This is a genomic window from Achromobacter sp. NPDC058515 (assembly GCF_042721735.1).
Lineage (GTDB): Bacteria > Pseudomonadota > Gammaproteobacteria > Burkholderiales > Burkholderiaceae_B > Achromobacter.
The window spans coordinates 69,125-85,102 of sequence record NZ_JBHXNI010000004.1; the positions used below are offsets into that span (position 1 = coordinate 69,125).

Annotated in this window: 16 protein-coding genes and 1 tRNA gene; 3 read left to right on the forward strand and 14 right to left on the reverse strand. The window is 66.2% G+C overall.

Going from position 1 to position 15,978, the window contains the following annotated elements:
- Window positions 1-21: 21 nt before the first annotated feature.
- A complete protein-coding gene (argF, locus tag ACFWP0_RS08855) occupies window positions 22-963 on the forward strand; it encodes an ornithine carbamoyltransferase (RefSeq protein ID WP_377841302.1) in 942 nt (313 codons plus the stop codon).
- 90 nt (window positions 964-1,053) lie between these two features.
- On the opposite strand, the gene ACFWP0_RS08860 is transcribed toward argF, so the two are convergent.
- The 4 genes from ACFWP0_RS08860 to ACFWP0_RS08875 all read right to left on the reverse strand — a co-directional run bounded on the left by ACFWP0_RS08860 (window position 1,054) and on the right by ACFWP0_RS08875 (window position 4,051).
- The gene (locus ACFWP0_RS08860) at window positions 1,054-1,614 is read right to left on the reverse strand and encodes a hypothetical protein (RefSeq protein ID WP_377841304.1); all 561 of its coding nucleotides are present in this window, start codon (window positions 1,612-1,614) and stop codon (window positions 1,054-1,056) included.
- Window positions 1,615-1,626: 12 nt separating this feature from the next.
- Window positions 1,627-2,157, reverse strand: a complete 531-nt coding sequence (locus ACFWP0_RS08865) for a carboxymuconolactone decarboxylase family protein (RefSeq protein ID WP_377841305.1) — start codon at window positions 2,155-2,157, stop codon at window positions 1,627-1,629.
- A gap of 2 nt (window positions 2,158-2,159) precedes the next feature.
- Window positions 2,160-3,113, reverse strand: coding sequence for a Bug family tripartite tricarboxylate transporter substrate binding protein (locus tag ACFWP0_RS08870; protein WP_377841307.1), 954 nt, complete (start codon window positions 3,111-3,113; stop codon window positions 2,160-2,162).
- Window positions 3,114-3,184: 71 nt separating this feature from the next.
- Window positions 3,185-4,051: an amidohydrolase family protein gene (locus ACFWP0_RS08875; protein WP_377841308.1), complete on the reverse strand. Its 867-nt coding sequence runs from the start codon at window positions 4,049-4,051 to the stop codon at window positions 3,185-3,187.
- Window positions 4,052-4,148: 97 nt separating this feature from the next.
- On the opposite strand from ACFWP0_RS08875, the gene ACFWP0_RS08880 reads away from it, so the two are divergent.
- Both ACFWP0_RS08880 and argG read left to right on the forward strand, forming a co-directional pair.
- Complete coding sequence (locus tag ACFWP0_RS08880) at window positions 4,149-5,081, forward strand: LysR substrate-binding domain-containing protein (RefSeq protein WP_377841310.1); 933 nt, start codon at window positions 4,149-4,151, stop codon at window positions 5,079-5,081.
- Window positions 5,082-5,146: 65 nt separating this feature from the next.
- Window positions 5,147-6,487 carry an argininosuccinate synthase gene (argG, locus tag ACFWP0_RS08885; protein ID WP_171663195.1) on the forward strand — a complete coding sequence of 447 codons (1,341 nt, stop codon included), beginning with the start codon at window positions 5,147-5,149 and terminating at the stop codon, window positions 6,485-6,487.
- A gap of 227 nt (window positions 6,488-6,714) precedes the next feature.
- Here argG and ACFWP0_RS08890 read toward each other — a convergent pair whose 3' ends face one another.
- The 10 genes from ACFWP0_RS08890 to ACFWP0_RS08935 all read right to left on the reverse strand — a co-directional run bounded on the left by ACFWP0_RS08890 (window position 6,715) and on the right by ACFWP0_RS08935 (window position 15,931).
- Complete coding sequence (locus ACFWP0_RS08890; protein ID WP_377841312.1) at window positions 6,715-8,643, reverse strand: potassium transporter Kup; 1,929 nt, start codon at window positions 8,641-8,643, stop codon at window positions 6,715-6,717.
- Window positions 8,640-9,752: a sensor histidine kinase gene (locus ACFWP0_RS08895; protein ID WP_377841313.1), complete on the reverse strand. Its 1,113-nt coding sequence runs from the start codon at window positions 9,750-9,752 to the stop codon at window positions 8,640-8,642. Before ACFWP0_RS08895 ends, ACFWP0_RS08890 begins: the two co-directional genes overlap by 4 nt.
- Window positions 9,753-9,818: 66 nt before the next feature.
- Window positions 9,819-10,490, reverse strand: coding sequence for a response regulator transcription factor (locus tag ACFWP0_RS08900; protein WP_377841315.1), 672 nt, complete (start codon window positions 10,488-10,490; stop codon window positions 9,819-9,821).
- 65 nt (window positions 10,491-10,555) lie between these two features.
- Window positions 10,556-11,050 (reverse strand): ExbD/TolR family protein, encoded by a 495-nt coding sequence (locus ACFWP0_RS08905; RefSeq protein WP_377841316.1) that lies wholly within the window; start codon window positions 11,048-11,050, stop codon window positions 10,556-10,558.
- Entirely contained in the window at window positions 11,050-12,033 is a 984-nt protein-coding gene (locus tag ACFWP0_RS08910; protein ID WP_377841317.1) for a MotA/TolQ/ExbB proton channel family protein, read from the reverse strand. The genes ACFWP0_RS08905 and ACFWP0_RS08910 overlap by 1 nt, the downstream gene beginning before the upstream one ends.
- Window position 12,034: 1 nt before the next feature.
- The gene (locus ACFWP0_RS08915) at window positions 12,035-12,832 is read right to left on the reverse strand and encodes an energy transducer TonB (RefSeq protein ID WP_377841319.1); all 798 of its coding nucleotides are present in this window, start codon (window positions 12,830-12,832) and stop codon (window positions 12,035-12,037) included.
- A gap of 267 nt (window positions 12,833-13,099) precedes the next feature.
- Window positions 13,100-13,175: transfer RNA gene (locus ACFWP0_RS08920), tRNA-Val, on the reverse strand.
- 143 nt (window positions 13,176-13,318) lie between these two features.
- Window positions 13,319-13,591, reverse strand: a complete 273-nt coding sequence (locus tag ACFWP0_RS08925; protein WP_003812968.1) for an HU family DNA-binding protein — start codon at window positions 13,589-13,591, stop codon at window positions 13,319-13,321.
- Window positions 13,592-13,947: 356 nt separating this feature from the next.
- The gene (locus tag ACFWP0_RS08930) at window positions 13,948-14,628 is read right to left on the reverse strand and encodes a Fe2+-dependent dioxygenase (RefSeq protein ID WP_377841320.1); all 681 of its coding nucleotides are present in this window, start codon (window positions 14,626-14,628) and stop codon (window positions 13,948-13,950) included.
- A gap of 58 nt (window positions 14,629-14,686) precedes the next feature.
- Entirely contained in the window at window positions 14,687-15,931 is a 1,245-nt protein-coding gene (locus ACFWP0_RS08935; RefSeq protein ID WP_377841321.1) for a cystathionine gamma-synthase family protein, read from the reverse strand.
- Between the last annotated feature and the right edge of the window lie 47 nt (window positions 15,932-15,978).

The following is a 15,978-nucleotide window of genomic DNA, read 5'->3' on the forward strand; positions in this document are numbered from 1 at the left end:
CCAATGACCTGCGACATCACCATGACTCCTCCCACGACTCAAAACGGCCCGTTGCGGCACTTTCTACAGTTCAAGGACTTTTCGTCCGCCGAGATCGCCTACGTGCTGGAGCGCGCGCGCCTGATCAAGGAAAAGTTCAAGCGCTATGAACCCCACATGCCGCTGCACGACCGCACGCTGGCGATGGTGTTCGAGAAGGCCAGCACCCGCACCCGCGTCTCCTTCGAGGCCGGCATGTACCAGATGGGCGGATCGGTCATCAACCTGACCTCCAACGATTCGCAGCTGGGCCGCTCCGAGCCCATCGAAGACACCGCGCGCGTCATTTCGCGCATGGTCGACATCGTCATGATCCGCACGTTCGAGCAGACCCGCATCGAGCGCTTCGCCTCGCACTCGCGCGTGCCCGTGATCAACGGCCTGACCAACGAATTCCACCCCTGCCAGATCCTGGCGGACATCTTCACCTACATCGAGCACCGCGGCCCCATCGCCGGCAAGACGGTGGCCTGGGTGGGCGACGCCAACAACATGGCCTACACGTGGCTGCATGCCGCCGAAATGCTCGGCTTCACGCTGCACGTGTCCACGCCGGCCGGCTACGAGCTCGAAGCCTCGCGCATCGGCTCGCCCTCGGACAAGGTGCTGCGCCAGTTCAAGGACCCGATGGAAGCCTGCAAAGGCGCGCACCTGGTCACGACCGACGTCTGGACCAGCATGGGCTACGAAGCGGAAAACGAAGAGCGCCGCGCGGCGTTCGCCGACTGGTGCGTGGACGCCGAAATGATGGCCGCGGCCGACCCGCAAGCCGTGTTCATGCACTGCCTGCCCGCCCACCGCGGCGAGGAAGTCACCGGTGAAGTCATCGACGGCCCGCAGAGCGTGGTCTGGGACGAAGCCGAGAACCGCCTGCACGTGCAGAAGGCGCTGATGGAATTCCTGCTGCTGGGCCAGGTCGAGTAAATCTCTCGCGCACCGTAAAAAGGGCCCGGGCATCGTGCGATGCCCGGGCCCTTTTTTGTCGCGGGGCCGTCCCAAGCCAGCGTGCCGGCGCTACAGGATCTTCCTGAACATCGTGCGCCGCGTATTGCGGAACGACGGCCGCACGCGGCTGCTCCAGTCGCTCGCGCGCACGGCCAGCCAGGGCGGGCTGCCAAAGGTCTCCTGCGTCTGCAGGTCGTAGCAGGCCAGGTAGCGCGGCGACTCGTCGCGGCATTCATAGCGCTGCGCGCGCACCGTGCCGGGCACCGACGCCAAGCCGGGCAGGTGTTCCTGGTCGTACCAGGCATTCAGGTCGGCGTCTGCTTCGGGCAGCACATCGGTTTCGACGATGTAGTGCCACGGCGCGTCCTGCCCGGCGGACGCCCCGGGCAGATCCAGCGTCCGGTGCAGCAGCCGGACATGGGCGCCCGGCGCCAGCTCGGCCAGGCGGGCCCGGATCTCGGGCAGCGCCTTGCCCCCGCTCACATACACATAGGTGTCCTCGGCTTCCAGCGCGGCGAACGCGCTGACCGCCACGCCTGCCAGGCCGTCCGTCAGGCGCCCGGCCAGATCCCGCGCGCGCGCCGCATCGAAGCGCTCGCCCAGCGACACCAGCAATATCGTTTCCCGCACAGCCATCTCCTTTCAATGTCCGACGCGCAAGGCCACCAGAAAGCGCGACACCATGTTGTACGCGCCCACCGTTGCCGCCAGCTCGACCAGCTGCGTGTCATCGTAGCGCTCGCGCAGCGGCGCGAACACCGCGTCCGGCACCTCGATGTCGCGCGTCATCGCGTCGGTCAGCGCCAGCACCTCGGCTTCTCCCGGCGCCAGCCCCTGCACCTGGTCCGGGGCGGGATTGCCGCGCAAGGCGTCGATGACCTCCTGGGGCATGCCGCCCGCCAGCGCGTGCGGCACGTGCGCGTCGAACTCATACGGCGCATTGTTCAGCGTCGCCACGCGCAGGATGATCAGTTCGCGCAGGCGCGGCGGCAGCGAGGTCTTCTGCCGGATGGCGGTCAGCATGGCCTCCCAGCCTTCCACCACGGCGGGGCTGTTCAGCAGCACCTGGTACAGCGGCGATATCCGGCCCCGCGCGGCGGCGATGCGCGCCTCAAGCGTGGCCAGTTCCTGGCGGGCGCCAGGCACTACGGGTGCGACTCGGCTGGCGCTCATGATCACTCCGGGCGAATGTTCTTGCGCTGGATCAGCGCGGTCCACTTCTCGCGGTCGGACGCGATCAGCGCGGCCAGTTCCTGCGGACTGCTGGGCGCGGCCTGCGCGCCGAACTTCTCCAGCCGCGCGCGCACGGCCTCGTTGCCCAGCGCGGCGCGCAAGGCCTGGTTCAGCTTGTCCACGGTGGCGGCGGGCGTCGCCGCGGGCGCCACGATGCCGTACCAGTTGTTGGACTCCACGCCGGCGATGCCCTGCTCGGCCAGCGTCTTCACGTCGGGCAGCAGCGGATGGCGGGTCGGCGCGGCAATGCCCAGGGGCTTGAGCTTGCCGCCCTGGATGTGGCCGATCAGGCCCGGCACATCGCCGAAAAAGCCCGACACCTGGTTGCCCATCACGTCGTTGATGACCGGCGCCGCGCCCTTGTACGGCACATGCAGCACGTTGGCCTTGCTGGCGTCGGCGAACATTTCCAGGGTCAGGTGCGGGATGCTGCCGATGCCCGACGAACCGATGGCCACGGATTGCGTGGCGGCCTGCGACTTCTTGACGAAGTCGGTCGCGTCGGCCGCGGGGTTGGACGGATTCACCACGAACACCGTGGCGTTGTTCACGACCCGCGACACGGGCGCGAAGTCGCGCGCCGGGTCGTACGGCAGGTCCTTGTACAGCGCCGGGCTGATCGCAACCGCGCCCACGCTGGTCAAGAACAGCACCGACCCGTCGGCGGGCGCCTTGGCCACATAGGCCGCGGCAATATTGCCGTTGGCCCCGGCCTTGTTCTCGACGATGACCTGCTGCTTGAGCTCCTTGCCCAATTGCTCGGCCACCACGCGTCCCACCAGGTCCACCGGGCCGCCCGGCGGGAAAGCGATGATCAGGCGGACCGGACCGTCCGCCTGCGCGGCGCCCACGGCGGCCAGGCTCAGCAAGCCCGCCGACAGTATTTTCTTGAACATGATGTCTCCTCGTTGAATGGAATTTTCTTGTTGGCCCATGCGTCGCCGGACGGCGGCCGGGTGCATTGCGACTACTGAAATCCGTACAGCCTCGCCGGGTTGTCCACCAGCACGCGCTGGCGCAGCGCGGCATCGGGACACGCCTCGAAGAGCGCATCCACCAATTCGCCGTCATCAGGCATGTCGCCCGCCACATTCGGGTGCGGCCAGTCCGTGCCCCACAAGGCGCGGTCCGGCATGGCCTCGACCAGCGCGCGCACAAACGGGATGCCTTCGGCGAACGGACGCCGGCCGGACGCAATGCGGTCGATGCCGGACACCTTGACCCAGGCCTGCGGCACATCGGCCAGGCTCAGCAAGGCCCGCATCGCGGGCGACTCCAGCCCGTCGGCCGCCTTCAGGCGCCCCATGTGATCCACGACGAACGGCACCGGCAACGCCAGCAGGCGCGGCAGCAGCTCGGGCAGCATCGCCCCGTCCACATGCAGGCACAGATGCCAGCCCAGCGGCGCGATCAGCGTCGCCACGCGATCGAAGACGGCGGGGTCGGGCGCGCCGCCCAGGTGCGGCACGAAATTGAAGCGGGCCGCGCGCACGCCGCCCTCGTGCAGCGCCCTGACGCCGGCTTCGGTCGCCTCGGCGCCCAGCAAAGCCACGCCGCGATAGCGGCCGCCGCTTTGCGCCAGCGCGTCCAGCAAGGCGGCGTGGTCCGAGCCATGGCAATTGGCCTGCACCACCACCGCCCGCTCCACCCCCAGATGCGCATGCAGCGCCGCCATCCTCGCGTAGGGCGCGTCCGGCGGCGTATACGACCGGCCCTGCGCGTACGGGAACACGTCGCCCGGCCCGAAGACATGGCAATGCGTGTCGCAGGCGCCAGGCGGCAGCGCGTGGCGGGGACGGGACGGGGACGCAAGCGGGGGACGGCAATCGGGCACGGGCGGCTTCCTGCGGCAAAAGCGTCATGGTCCCGGATTGCGGGTCGGCCAACAATGCTATATCTTTGATTTCAGATATACATAAATTAAATATCTTATGGATCTCAAGCAGATCGAGTACTTTGTGCGCGTCGCCGAACGGCGCAGCTTCTCGCGCGCCGCCGAAATGCTGGACGTGGCGCAGCCCACGCTCAGCCGGCAGGTCCGGTTGCTGGAGCTGGAACTGGGCCAGCACCTGCTCTACCGCAACGGCCGCGGGGCCGAGCCCACCGAGGCCGGCCTGCGTTTCCTGGAACACGCCCGCGCCCTGCTGACCCTGGCCGACCGCGCCAAGGAAGATCTGCAGACCCTGCGGGAAACGCCCACCGGCAAAGTTGTCGTCGGCCTGCCGCCGCGCATCGCGCGCGTGCTGACGCCCCCGCTCGTGCAGGCCTTTCGCCGCCAGTTTCCCGACGCCTCCATCGCCGTGGCCGAAGGCCTGAGCGCGCAGGTGCGCGAGTGGCTGCTGGCGGGCCGGGTGGACCTGGCCCTGCTCTACGATCCCGCGCCGTCGCCGCAACTGGCCTACGAGTCGCTGTTCCGCGAAGACCTGGTCCTGGCCGCCGCCGCCGGCCATCAGCCGCCCCTGCCCGCCCGCGTGGCGGTGGCGCGGCTGGGCGACTATCCGCTGGTGCTGCCCAGCCTGCCCAACGCCATCCGCACCCTGGTCGAAAGCGTATGCCGCGCCCAGGGCGTGCGCCTCAAGGTAGCGGCCGAGGTGGACGCCGTGCAGACCATCGTGGAACTGGCCGCGCAAGGCGACGCCTACGCCATCCTCCCCCGCTCGGCCGCGCGCGGCCCGGCCGCGGAACACGAGCTGTCCCTGTGCGACATCTGCTCGCCCACGATCACCAACAACCTGGTGCTGGCCAGCGCCCGCCACCGGCCCGCCACGCGGCTGGCCACGGCCACCGGGCAGCTTATACGGGGGCTCCGGCTTGCCGAGCTGTTCGCCCCGCCCGGCCAGCCCCCCTCAAAAGAGTTAAAATAAGCGGCTATATTTCTTGTTTGGCGGCTCGTTGCTGTCAAAGTCCTGTTGGCGTCTCACCTCAAACAATGACCACTATCCTCCCGAACCTTCCCACCGGCCAGAAGGTCGGCATCGCCTTTTCCGGCGGCCTCGACACCAGCGCGGCGCTCCTGTGGATGCGCAACAACGGCGCCATCCCGTACGCCTATACCGCGAACCTGGGCCAGCCCGACGAGTCCGACTACGACGAGATCCCCCGCAAGGCCATGGCCTACGGCGCCGAAAACGCCCGCCTGATCGACTGCCGCCAGCAGCTGGTCGCCGAAGGCATCGCCGCCCTGCAAGCGGGCGCGTTCCACATCTCGACCGCCGGCATCACGTACTTCAACACGACGCCCATCGGCCGCGCCGTCACCGGCACGATGCTGGTGGCCGCCATGAAGGAAGACAACGTCAACATCTGGGGCGACGGCAGCACCTTCAAGGGCAACGACATCGAGCGCTTCTACCGCTACGGCCTGCTCACCAACCCGGAACTGAAGATCTACAAGCCCTGGCTGGACCAGCGCTTCATCGACGAACTGGGCGGCCGTTCGGAAATGTCCGAATACATGCGCCAAGCCGGCTTCGACTACAAGATGTCGGCCGAAAAAGCCTACTCGACCGACTCGAACCTGCTGGGCGCCACCCACGAAGCCAAGGACCTGGAACAGCTGAACTCCGGCATCCGCATCGTCAAGCCCATCATGGGCGTGGCGTTCTGGCGCGACGATGTGGCCGTCAAGGCCGAGGAAGTCACGGTCCGCTTCGAGGAAGGCCAGCCGGTCGCCCTGAACGGCGTTGAATACAGCGACCCCGTCGAACTGCTGCTGGAAGCCAACCGCATCGGCGGCCGCCACGGCCTGGGCATGAGCGACCAGATCGAAAACCGCATCATCGAAGCCAAGAGCCGCGGCATCTACGAAGCCCCGGGCCTGGCCCTGCTCTTCATCGCCTACGAACGCCTGGTCACCGGCATCCACAACGAAGACACCATCGAGCAGTACCGCGAAAACGGCCGCAAGCTGGGCCGCCTGCTGTACCAGGGCCGCTGGTTCGACCCGCAGGCCATCATGCTGCGCGAAACCGCCCAGCGCTGGGTCGCCCGCGCCATCACCGGCGAAGTCACTATCGAACTGCGCCGCGGCAACGACTATTCGCTGCTGAACACCGAATCGGCCAACCTCACGTACGCGCCCGAGCGCCTGTCCATGGAGAAGGTGGAAAACGCCCCCTTCACGCCGGCAGACCGCATCGGCCAGCTGACCATGCGCAACCTCGACATCGTCGACACCCGCGAAAAGCTCTTCACCTACGTGAAGACCGGCCTGCTGTCCTCCAGCGGCACGTCGCTGCCCCAGCTGACGGACGCAGCCAAGAAGAAGTAATTCTTCAAGGCCAACAAAAAACCCCTCGGAAAGCCGAGGGGTTTTTTATTGGGCGCGACATCAACCATCGCACCACCGCAAGACACCGCAAAAGCCCCAAAAGGCCGCCCGCGCGGCCGGCCTGGGGCGACGCCCGCAAGACCTTCAGCCACCATCCCGCAGCAGGCGAGAACCCTAGCAAGCCGTCCCAGCGGCCGTCATGCCTCAGCCGGCGGAGCCCAAAAAAACTACAACTCGACCTGCATCCCCATCTCCACAACCCGGTTCGCCGGAATCTTGAAGAACTTCGTGCTCCGCGTCGAGTTCCGCGCCATGAATGAAAACACCGTCCGCCGCCACCGCGACAGCGCCGGCTTCTTCGCCGCCACCACCGTCTGGCGCGACAGGAAATAAGACGTACGCATCGGCTCCAGGTCCAGCTCCGGATACGCCTCGGCCACCAGCCGCAGCGCCTCCGGCACGTCGGGATCTTCCTTGAAGCCGTAATTGACCGTCGCCGTCCAGCTCGATGCGCTCAGCTTCTGCACGACAAAACGCTCTTCCGGCGAAATGTACGGCACATCCGCCACCAGGATCGTCAGGAACAGCACATGGTCATGCAGCACCTTGTTGTGCTTCAGATTGTGCAGCAGCGCCGGCGGCACGTTGCCCGAATTCATCGTCATGAAGATGGCGGTGCCCGGCACGCGCGACGGCGGGTATTCCTCGAGCTGCTCCATGAACTCCTTGAGCGGCTGGCGGTCCCGCTGCTGCATATCGGACAGCAGATGGCGGCCGCGGCGCCACGTCATCATCAGCGTGAACACCACGATCGCCACCACCAGCGGCAGCCAGCCGCCTTCATGGATCTTGAAGACGTTGGCCGAAAACAGCAGCACATCGAGCAGCAGCAGTAGGCCCAGCACCGTGAACCACAGCACGCGCTTGACCCCGGCGCTGCCGCGCGGCAGCACCGCGAACGCCAGCACCGACGTCGTCAGCATGGTGCCCGTCACGGCGAATCCGTAGGCCGCCGCCAGGTTGTCCGAACTCTGGAACCACAGCACCAGGACCAGCACCGCGCACAGCAGCAACGCGTTGACCTGGGGCAGATAGATCTGGCCCTTCTCGACCGCCGACGTGTGCAGGATCTGCATGCGCGGCCAGAAACCCAGCTGCACCGCCTGGCGCGTCACCGAATACGCGCCGGAAATCACCGCCTGCGAGGCCACGATCGTCGCGATGGTGGCCAGCGCCACCAGCGGCGCCAGCCCCCATTCGGGGGCCATCAGGAAGAACGGATTGCGGATCGCCGTGGGGTCGCGCAGCAACAGCGCGCCCTGGCCGAAATAGCACAAGGTCAGCGCCGGCAGCACCATGCTGAACCAGGCGCCGCGGATGGCCGGGCGGCCGAAGTGGCCCATGTCGGCGTACAGCGCCTCGGCGCCCGTCAGCGCCAGCACCACCGCGCCCAGCAGCACGAAGCTGATCCAGGGGAACTCAATGATGAAGCGCAGGCCATACATCGGGTTCAACGCCGCCAGCACCTCGGGCGTCTGCCAGATCTGCCAGGCGCCCAGGGCGGCCAGCGTGCCGAACCACAGCAGCATCACCGGACCGAACAGCTTGCCCATCGCGCCCGTGCCGTGCGACTGGATCGCAAACAGCGCCACCAGCACCACCAGGGCGATCGGCACCACCCAGGCGTCCAGCTGGTGCGACACGATGCCGATCCCCTCCAACGCCGACAGCACCGAAATGGCCGGCGTGATCATGCTGTCGCCGTAGAACAGCGCCGCGCCGAAAATCCCCAGCACGATCAGCACCCAGCGCATCTTGCCCTCCCGCGCGCGCACCGCCAGTTCCAGCAGCGCCAGCGTGCCGCCCTCGCCCCGGTTGTCCGCGCGCAGCACCAGGGTCACGTACTTCAAGGAAACCACCACCATCAGCATCCAGAACAGGATGGACAGCACGCCCAGCAGGTGGGCCGGCTCCAGGTCCGTATGCACGCTCAGGCCGGTCAGGCAGGCCCGCAGCGTGTACAAGGGGCTGGTGCCGATATCGCCGTACACCACGCCCAGCGCCCCAAGAATAAGGGCCGCGCGCGACGAGGGCGCATGCGCGCCGCCTGCCAGGCCTACGGACGAGGAAGGAGCGCTAACCGTACCCTGGCTCATGATGTGGGTTCTTGACGAGTGAGTTGAGCCCCTTTGCGGGGGCCGGGAAACACGACGGAAAGCCGTGTGCCGGAGAAATCCGGGCGGCTGGTGAGCTTCCACCAGGCGCCATGCGCATGCGCGATCTCGCGCACGATGGCCAGGCCCAACCCCGATCCCCCCGCCGTGGCGGTGGGCGACCGGTAGAAGGCTTCGAAGACGCGGTCCCGTTCCTCGGGGGGAATACCGGGCCCGTCGTCTTCCACTGTCAGCGACGGCGGATTGGCGCCGACGATCAGCGTGATGCGGCCCGTGGGGTTGCCGTAGCGCAGCGCGTTGTCGATCAGGTTGCCCAGCAGCTCCGCCAGCAGCAAGGGATCGGCGTCGATCCAGATGGGCGTGTCCGGCGCCGCCAGGTCCAATTCATAATGGGCTTCCCGCACGCGCGGGAACCACTCGGCGCCATGCACCCGCACCCATTCGCACAGGTCGATGCGCACAAAGCTGTCTTGCGGGCGGGCATTGGGATCGGCGCGCGCCAGCACCAGCAGCTGCTGGCCCAGCCGGATCATGCGGTCGCTGACCGCCTTGATGCGCTCCGCCCGCGCCCGCACGTCGTCGGGCAAGGGGCGCGCCAGCATCAGCTCGGATTCCAGCCGCAGGCCGGACAGCGGCGTGCGCAACTGATGCGCCGCATGGCCGATGAAGCGCCGTTGCGCCGCCAGCGACGCGTCCAGCCGCAGCAGCAGGTCATTGGTATGGGTCACCAGCGGCTCGATCTCCACGGGCACGCCCGCCACTTCCAGCGGCTGCATGTCGTCGATGGAGCGTTGGCGGATTTCCTCGGACAAATGGTTCACCGAACGCAGGCCGGACCGCACGCCCTGCACCACCACCCAGGTGAACAGCGCGATCAGCGCCACCTGCCCCACGACCATCAGCCAGAAGAAGTCCTCCAGCATCCAGAGCGACATGTCGATCTTGTGCGTGATGACCCAGGTCGCCGCCAGGTCCAGCAGGACGAGCAGCAGGATGGGGGGCATCAGCCGGATAACCAGATGCCGGGCAAGCGAACGGGAAGGGAGCAAGGGTCGCGGAGCAGGAAATGCGGGAGGTATGCGTTGCGTCATGACGCGAAGCCCTCGCTTGGGTGGATGGATGCGCGCGGCGGGTGCGAGCCTGCCGCGGCCGGCCCGTCAGGCCGTTTCCACATCCAGCATGTAGCCGAAGCCGCGCACCGTCTGGATGCTGGCGCCCGTGCCTTCCAGGCGCTTGCGCAAGCGGTACACGTAGACTTCGACCGCGTTTTCGCTGAAATCCGCGTCCCAGGCGGACAGCGAATTGACGATCTGGCGCTTGGTCACGACGCGGCCAACGCGGGCCATCAGCATTTCCAGGACGGAAAGTTCGCGCACGGACAGCGACAGGCGCTGGCCATTGGCGCGGACTTCGCGACCGACCGTGTCGAACACCAGCGGGCCCACTTCGATCAGCGGCTGAGCCTGTCCGGCGCGGCGGCGGCCGAAGGCGCGCACGCGCGCCGCCAGCTCGGGCAGTTCGAAAGGCTTGGTAACGTAGTCGTCCGCCCCCGCATCCAGGCCGGCAACGCGGTCTTCGATGCCATCGCGGGCGGTGAGAATCAGCACGGGGACCTGGTTGCAGTCCTGGCGCAACTGCCGCAGGACATCCAGCCCGCTCATGCCGGGAAGGTTTAGGTCGAGCAGCATGAGGTCATAGGGCTGGCCCGCCAACGCGCCCAGAACCCGGTCGCCTTCGGTCAGCCAGTCGACCGCATACCCCTGGTCGGCCAGAAATTCCTGGAGCGCATGGCCCAGGGTGGTGTCGTCTTCGATTACCAGAACTCGCATGCCGCGATTCTAGCGCGATCCCGAAAAAAAGGGGCGCGAAATGCGCCCCCTTTCCCGGGAATCGTTCACCTGCCGGACGGGGCCGCGGCGGGAGCCGGAGCGGCCGCGCCGCCCGCCTCCGCGCCGGCTGCCGGGGAGCCGCCCGAGGGCGGCGTGGTGACGAACCCGATGCGCGTCATACCCGAGCGGCGAGCCGAGGCCATGACCTTGGCCAGCGTTTCGTAGCGGGTGTTCTGATCGGCGCGAATGCGGATCTCGGGTTGCGGCTTGGTGCCGGCGATCGACTTGAAGCGATTGGGCAGGTCGTCGATGTTGACCGGCTTCTCGTCCCAGAACAGCGCGCCGCCGGCATCGATGGCCAGGTCCACGGTCTTGGGTTCTTCCTCGATCTGCTCGGCGGCCACCTGGGGCATGTTGATCTTGATCGAATGCGCCAGCAGCGGCGCCGTGATGATGAAGATCACCAGCAGCACCAGCATGACGTCGATCAGGGGCACCATGTTGATCTCGGAAACCGCGTGGCTCCCGGATCCTTTACCCTCAAAGCTGCCAAAGGCCATTATTCGCTCCCGCGTTGGACCGCGACGCCGTTCTGGCGGCGCAGCGCGCGCACCTTGCCGTCGGACAGCGTCACTTGCTGGCCGGTGGTCAGGAACGCAAACAGATCATGCGCGAACGCATCCAAGCGCGACAAGTACACGCGGTTGTTGCGCACAAAGGTGTTGTACGCCAGCACGGCGGGAATTGCCACCGCCAGGCCCAGGCCCGTCATGATCAGCGCCTCGCCCACCGGACCGGCGATGCGGTTGATGGTCACGCCGTCGGACAGGCCGATGCCGACCAGGGCGTGGTACACGCCCCAGACCGTGCCGAACAGGCCCACGAACGGCGCCGTCGAACCCACCGAAGCCAGCACCGTCAGGCCGTTTTCCAGCTTGGCGGTTTCTTCGTCGATCACCTTGCGCATGGTGCGCGTGACGAAGTCGGAATTGCTGCCCGACTCTTCCAGCTTGGTCGCGCCGAACTTGTTGTGGTGCGCCTGGGCGTGCATGGCATGGCTGGCCAGATGCGAGAACGGGTCGCGCGCGCCGTGCGTGCTGATCTCGTGCTCGACCTGCTCAAGCGAGCTGGCGTTCCAGAACTTGTTCAGGAAGTCGGCCGAGCGCTTGCGCATGCTGACGTTGCTGCCGGCCTTGACCAGGATCAGGTACCAGGTCACCAGCGACATGAGGATCAGGATGATGAACAGGCTCTTGCCGACGACGTCGCTCTGGGCGACGAAGTGCAGGAAGCCCATGTCGGGAACGGCTGCCGGAGCCGGAGCCGCGGGCAGCGCGGCGGCGGCGCTGTGCAGCGCGTCGGCCGATTGGGAAACGGCGCCGGCGGCTTGCTGGGCGACGCCGCCAGCAGCCGTGGCGGCCTGTTGAGCTGCGGGCGCGGCCGCGGCAGCGGCAGCGGCAGGCGCAGCGGCGGCGGCAGCCGGGGCTGCCGGGCTGGTGGTCGCCTGCGCCACCAGGGTGGCGCTATGCAGTGCGTTGGACATCTCAGTTCCTCATTACGAAATCGAACGGAATTTTGGCTTTGGCGGCGTAGGCCACGCCATTACGGGTATACGGCTTGAAACGCCCCTTGCGGGCGGCGGCCAGAGCCGATTCGTCCAGGCGGGGAAAGCCTGAGGACGCATCGATGGTTGCCCGCTCGACCAGCCCCTGGGTATTGATTTCCACCAGCACCACCACGCGGCCCTCTTCCCGCATGCGGCGCGACGCCATCGGGTAATTCGGCATGGGGCGCGCGCCCTGGAACTCGATGCTGGAGACCAACACGGGCTGATCAGGCGGCGGCCCTTGCTGCGGCCCCTGCGGCGCCTGCGTGCCTTCCGGCGCGCCGCTGGGCGGCGTCTGCTGGGGCGGCGTCTCCAGCTTGGGCTGGGGTTTGACTTCCTGCTTGGGCTGGGGCTTGGGTTTCGGCTTGGGCTTGGGCTTGGGCGCCGGCATCGGCGGCTTCTCAACCACCGGCTCGGGCTCAGGTTCCGGCTCGGGCTTCAATTCGGGTTCGGGCTCCGGTTCGGGCTCGATCTCGGGCTGGGGCTCGGGCGGCGTTTCCGTCACCGGCTGCGGCACTTCAGGAGTGGGTTCGGCTTTGGCGATCTGGGGAATGGGGGCGTCCACCACGCTCACCATGATTGCCTCGGGTTCCTCCAGTTCAGGACGACTTTCCGGCGCCATGAAGATGGCGCCGATCACCGCCGCGTGAAGCGCGACAACCGCGAGGCCAGCGCCTGCGCGTATACCAAAAGAAGACCGCGAAGAAGAATTCCAACCGCGTTGAAGACTAGGCATGAATCAGCCAGGGTGCATTGACTTTTCCGGCCAGCCAGGGAAATGACGCGCACAAGAAAGCGACGCCGGCTGACCGGTACAAGCCCGTCATAATATCTTAAATGCGAATGATTCGCACGTTGTATTTCGTCTGGGACAGCGTAACACCCCTGATCAGAATCAAACCAGAAGCGACAAAACAAAAAACCCGCCACGGCGCCGTGTGCGGGTTTGTATGCGGAAATACGCTTCTGAAGCGATTCGGGGTGCTGCTGGCTGATGTGCTTTTGGTGGGTGCTACAGGGGTCGAACCTGTGACCTACGCCGTGTAAAGGCGCCGCTCTACCAACTGAGCTAAGCACCCGTTTCGGTGCAGCTGCAAGACGAAAATTCGTGCAAGGCAACTGCCAACTAGGGCACTCAAAAGCAATACGCGGGCCGGAGTATACCGGACCGCGTACTTGTCGGCAAATCGCGGGACAAGCCCTGCGATCCGCCTGCCGCCTATCAGTTGACGGCGTCCTTCAGGGCCTTGCCCGGACGGAACTTCGGCACTTTGGCCTTCTTGATCTTGATGGTCTCGCCGGTGCGCGGGTTACGGCCGGTGCGCGCGGCGCGAGCCGACACGGCAAAGGTGCCAAAGCCAACCAGCGTGACCGTACCGCCCTTCTTCAGGGTGGTCTTGACGGCACCGATCAGGGCGTCGAGCGAGCGGCCGGCTGCAGCCTTGGAGATATCGGCCTTGCTGGCGATGTGATCGATGAGTTCGGTTTTGTTCATTCAGGAGTACCCCTCACAAGGTATTGAGTCTGCCGGGAGTGCAGTTCATGGCTGTCATGATTGAACGCCACAAAGAGACGCAGAGACCCGACAAACGACGAACAGACAGTGGATAAACTATTTTCTTGCGCTGCAAAGCACAACTTTTAAACTGCTGCGCCGCTTAGGTTTCGATGGCATAAATGCCTTCAAACCGTCAGCGACGCAGACATGTATTAGGCCTTGGCGTGGAGCGGCTGTCAAGCGAAAACCTCACCGTAACCCGCGTCAATACTAGCTTTTAGGCGTTTTCGCAATAAACAAAAACGCGCATTTAGGGGTTTGCGCGACACCCTGAGAAAACACTTTAAGCTTCATCAAACATCGGCCCAGCGGCGCAGCAGGTTGTGATAGATGCCCGTGAGCTGCACGATGGATGCATGCCCCGCCACGTCCTGGTTCAGACGCTGTATGGCCACGTCCATGTCCAGCAGCAAGGCGCGCTGGCTGTCTTCGCGCACCAGGCTTTGCATCCAGAAAAACGAACTGACGCGCGCGCCGCGAGTCACCGGATTGACCTTGTGCAGGCTGGTGCCCGGGTACAGCACCATATGCCCCGCCGGCAGCTTCACCGCGCGCGGGCCGTAGGTGTCGTCGATGACGAGTTCGCCGCCGTCGTACGAATCGGGATCGGAGAAGAACAGCGTGGCCGACAAGTCGGTGCGCATGCGTTCCGCCGTGCCCGCGATGCCACGCACGGCATTGTCCACGTGATAGCCGAAGGCCTCGCCGCCTTCGTAGCGGTTGAACAGCGGCGGGAAAATCTTGCGCGGCAAGGCGGCCGACATGAACAGATTGTTGCCCGCAAGGCGCTGCAGGATCAGGCCGCCCAGCTCCTGCGCCAAGGGATGCTGCTCCGGCAGCTGGCGGTTGCGCTTCACTTCGGCCGACTGGTAGCCCGCGGTGACCTTGCCATCCACCCAATCGGCGGCGTCCAGCCGGCGCCGGATATCAGCCGCCTCCTGCTGCGTGAATACTTCTGCGATCTGTATGAGCATGGGTCCTACCCCGATTGCGTTGCCCGCGCGCCCATCGGCCAGGCGCGCACGTGCCGGATTATCCCTTCAGGCAACCATTGAGGGCCTGATCGAAATCAAACAGCAGATCCGCTTCGTCCTCGATGCCCACCGACACGCGGATCAGGCTGTCCGCAATGCCCATCTGCTTGCGGCGTTCGGCGCCCATCTCGTAATAGATGGTGTGGGCGGCGGGCAGCGCAAGGCTGCGCGTGTCGCCCAGATGGGTCGCCATCAGCACGATGCGCAGGCGGTTCAGGAAATCGAAGCAATCCACGCCGTCTGCCAGCTCCACGCCCAGCAGCCCGCCAAAGCGCGAACCGAACAGCGCCGCCGCACGCGCGTGCTGCGGGTGGCCGGCAAGGCCCGGGTAATGCACCTTGGCCACGCCGGGGTGCTCTTCAAGAAAGCGCGCCAGGGCCAGCGCGTTCGCGCAGTGCTTGGCCATGCGCAGGGCCAGCGTCTCGGCGCCCACCGCGATGCGGTGCGCCGGCTCCGCGGCCAGCGTGCCGCCCATGTCGCGCAGCCCCTTCTTCTTGATCTGCGTCAGGCCCCAGCCGGTGGACGGGCCCTTGCGATAGGCTTCATGGATGTTGCCGTCGCCGGCCCAGTCATGCAGGCCGGTATCCGTCACGGCTCCGCCCAAGGCGTTGCCATGTCCGCCGATGTACTTGGACAGCGAATTCATCACGAGCGACGCGCCGACCGTCGAGGGACGGAACATCCACGGCGAGGTCAGCGTGTTGTCCACGACGTAGACCAGCCCCTTCTCGCGGCAGATCCCGCCGATCACGGCCAGGTCGGCGACCTGCGTGCCCGGGTTGGCGATCGTCTCGGTGAAGACCATGCGCGTATTGGGCTGGATCGCCGCGCGCACCTGCGACGAATCCGTCGCATCCACGAAGGTGATCTCCACGCCCAGCTCCTGCAGCGTGCCGAACAGGCTGTTCGTATTGCCGAACACGAACTGGCTCGACACCAGATGATCGCCGCGGCGCAGCAGCGTCGTGAAAATGGCCGACAGCGCGGCCATGCCGGTCGCGAAGCTGACCGTACCCTTGCCGCCTTCCATCTGGTTGATCTTGGCTTCCAGCGCGGTGGTCGTGGGCGTGCCCTGGCGCGCGTAGGTGAAGCCCGCCTTGCCCTGGAATACCGCGGCCAGCTCGCGCGCATCGTCGTACGCGAACTCCGACGACGGATGCATCGGCTTGTGCACCGCTCCGTGCTCGACGGATTGATTGCGGTCGGAATGGAGGATCGTGGTGGTAAAGCCGTTCTGGTGCATGATGGGCTGACGCGAAAAAAGGGAATCTACAAAATAAGGGCGGCGGA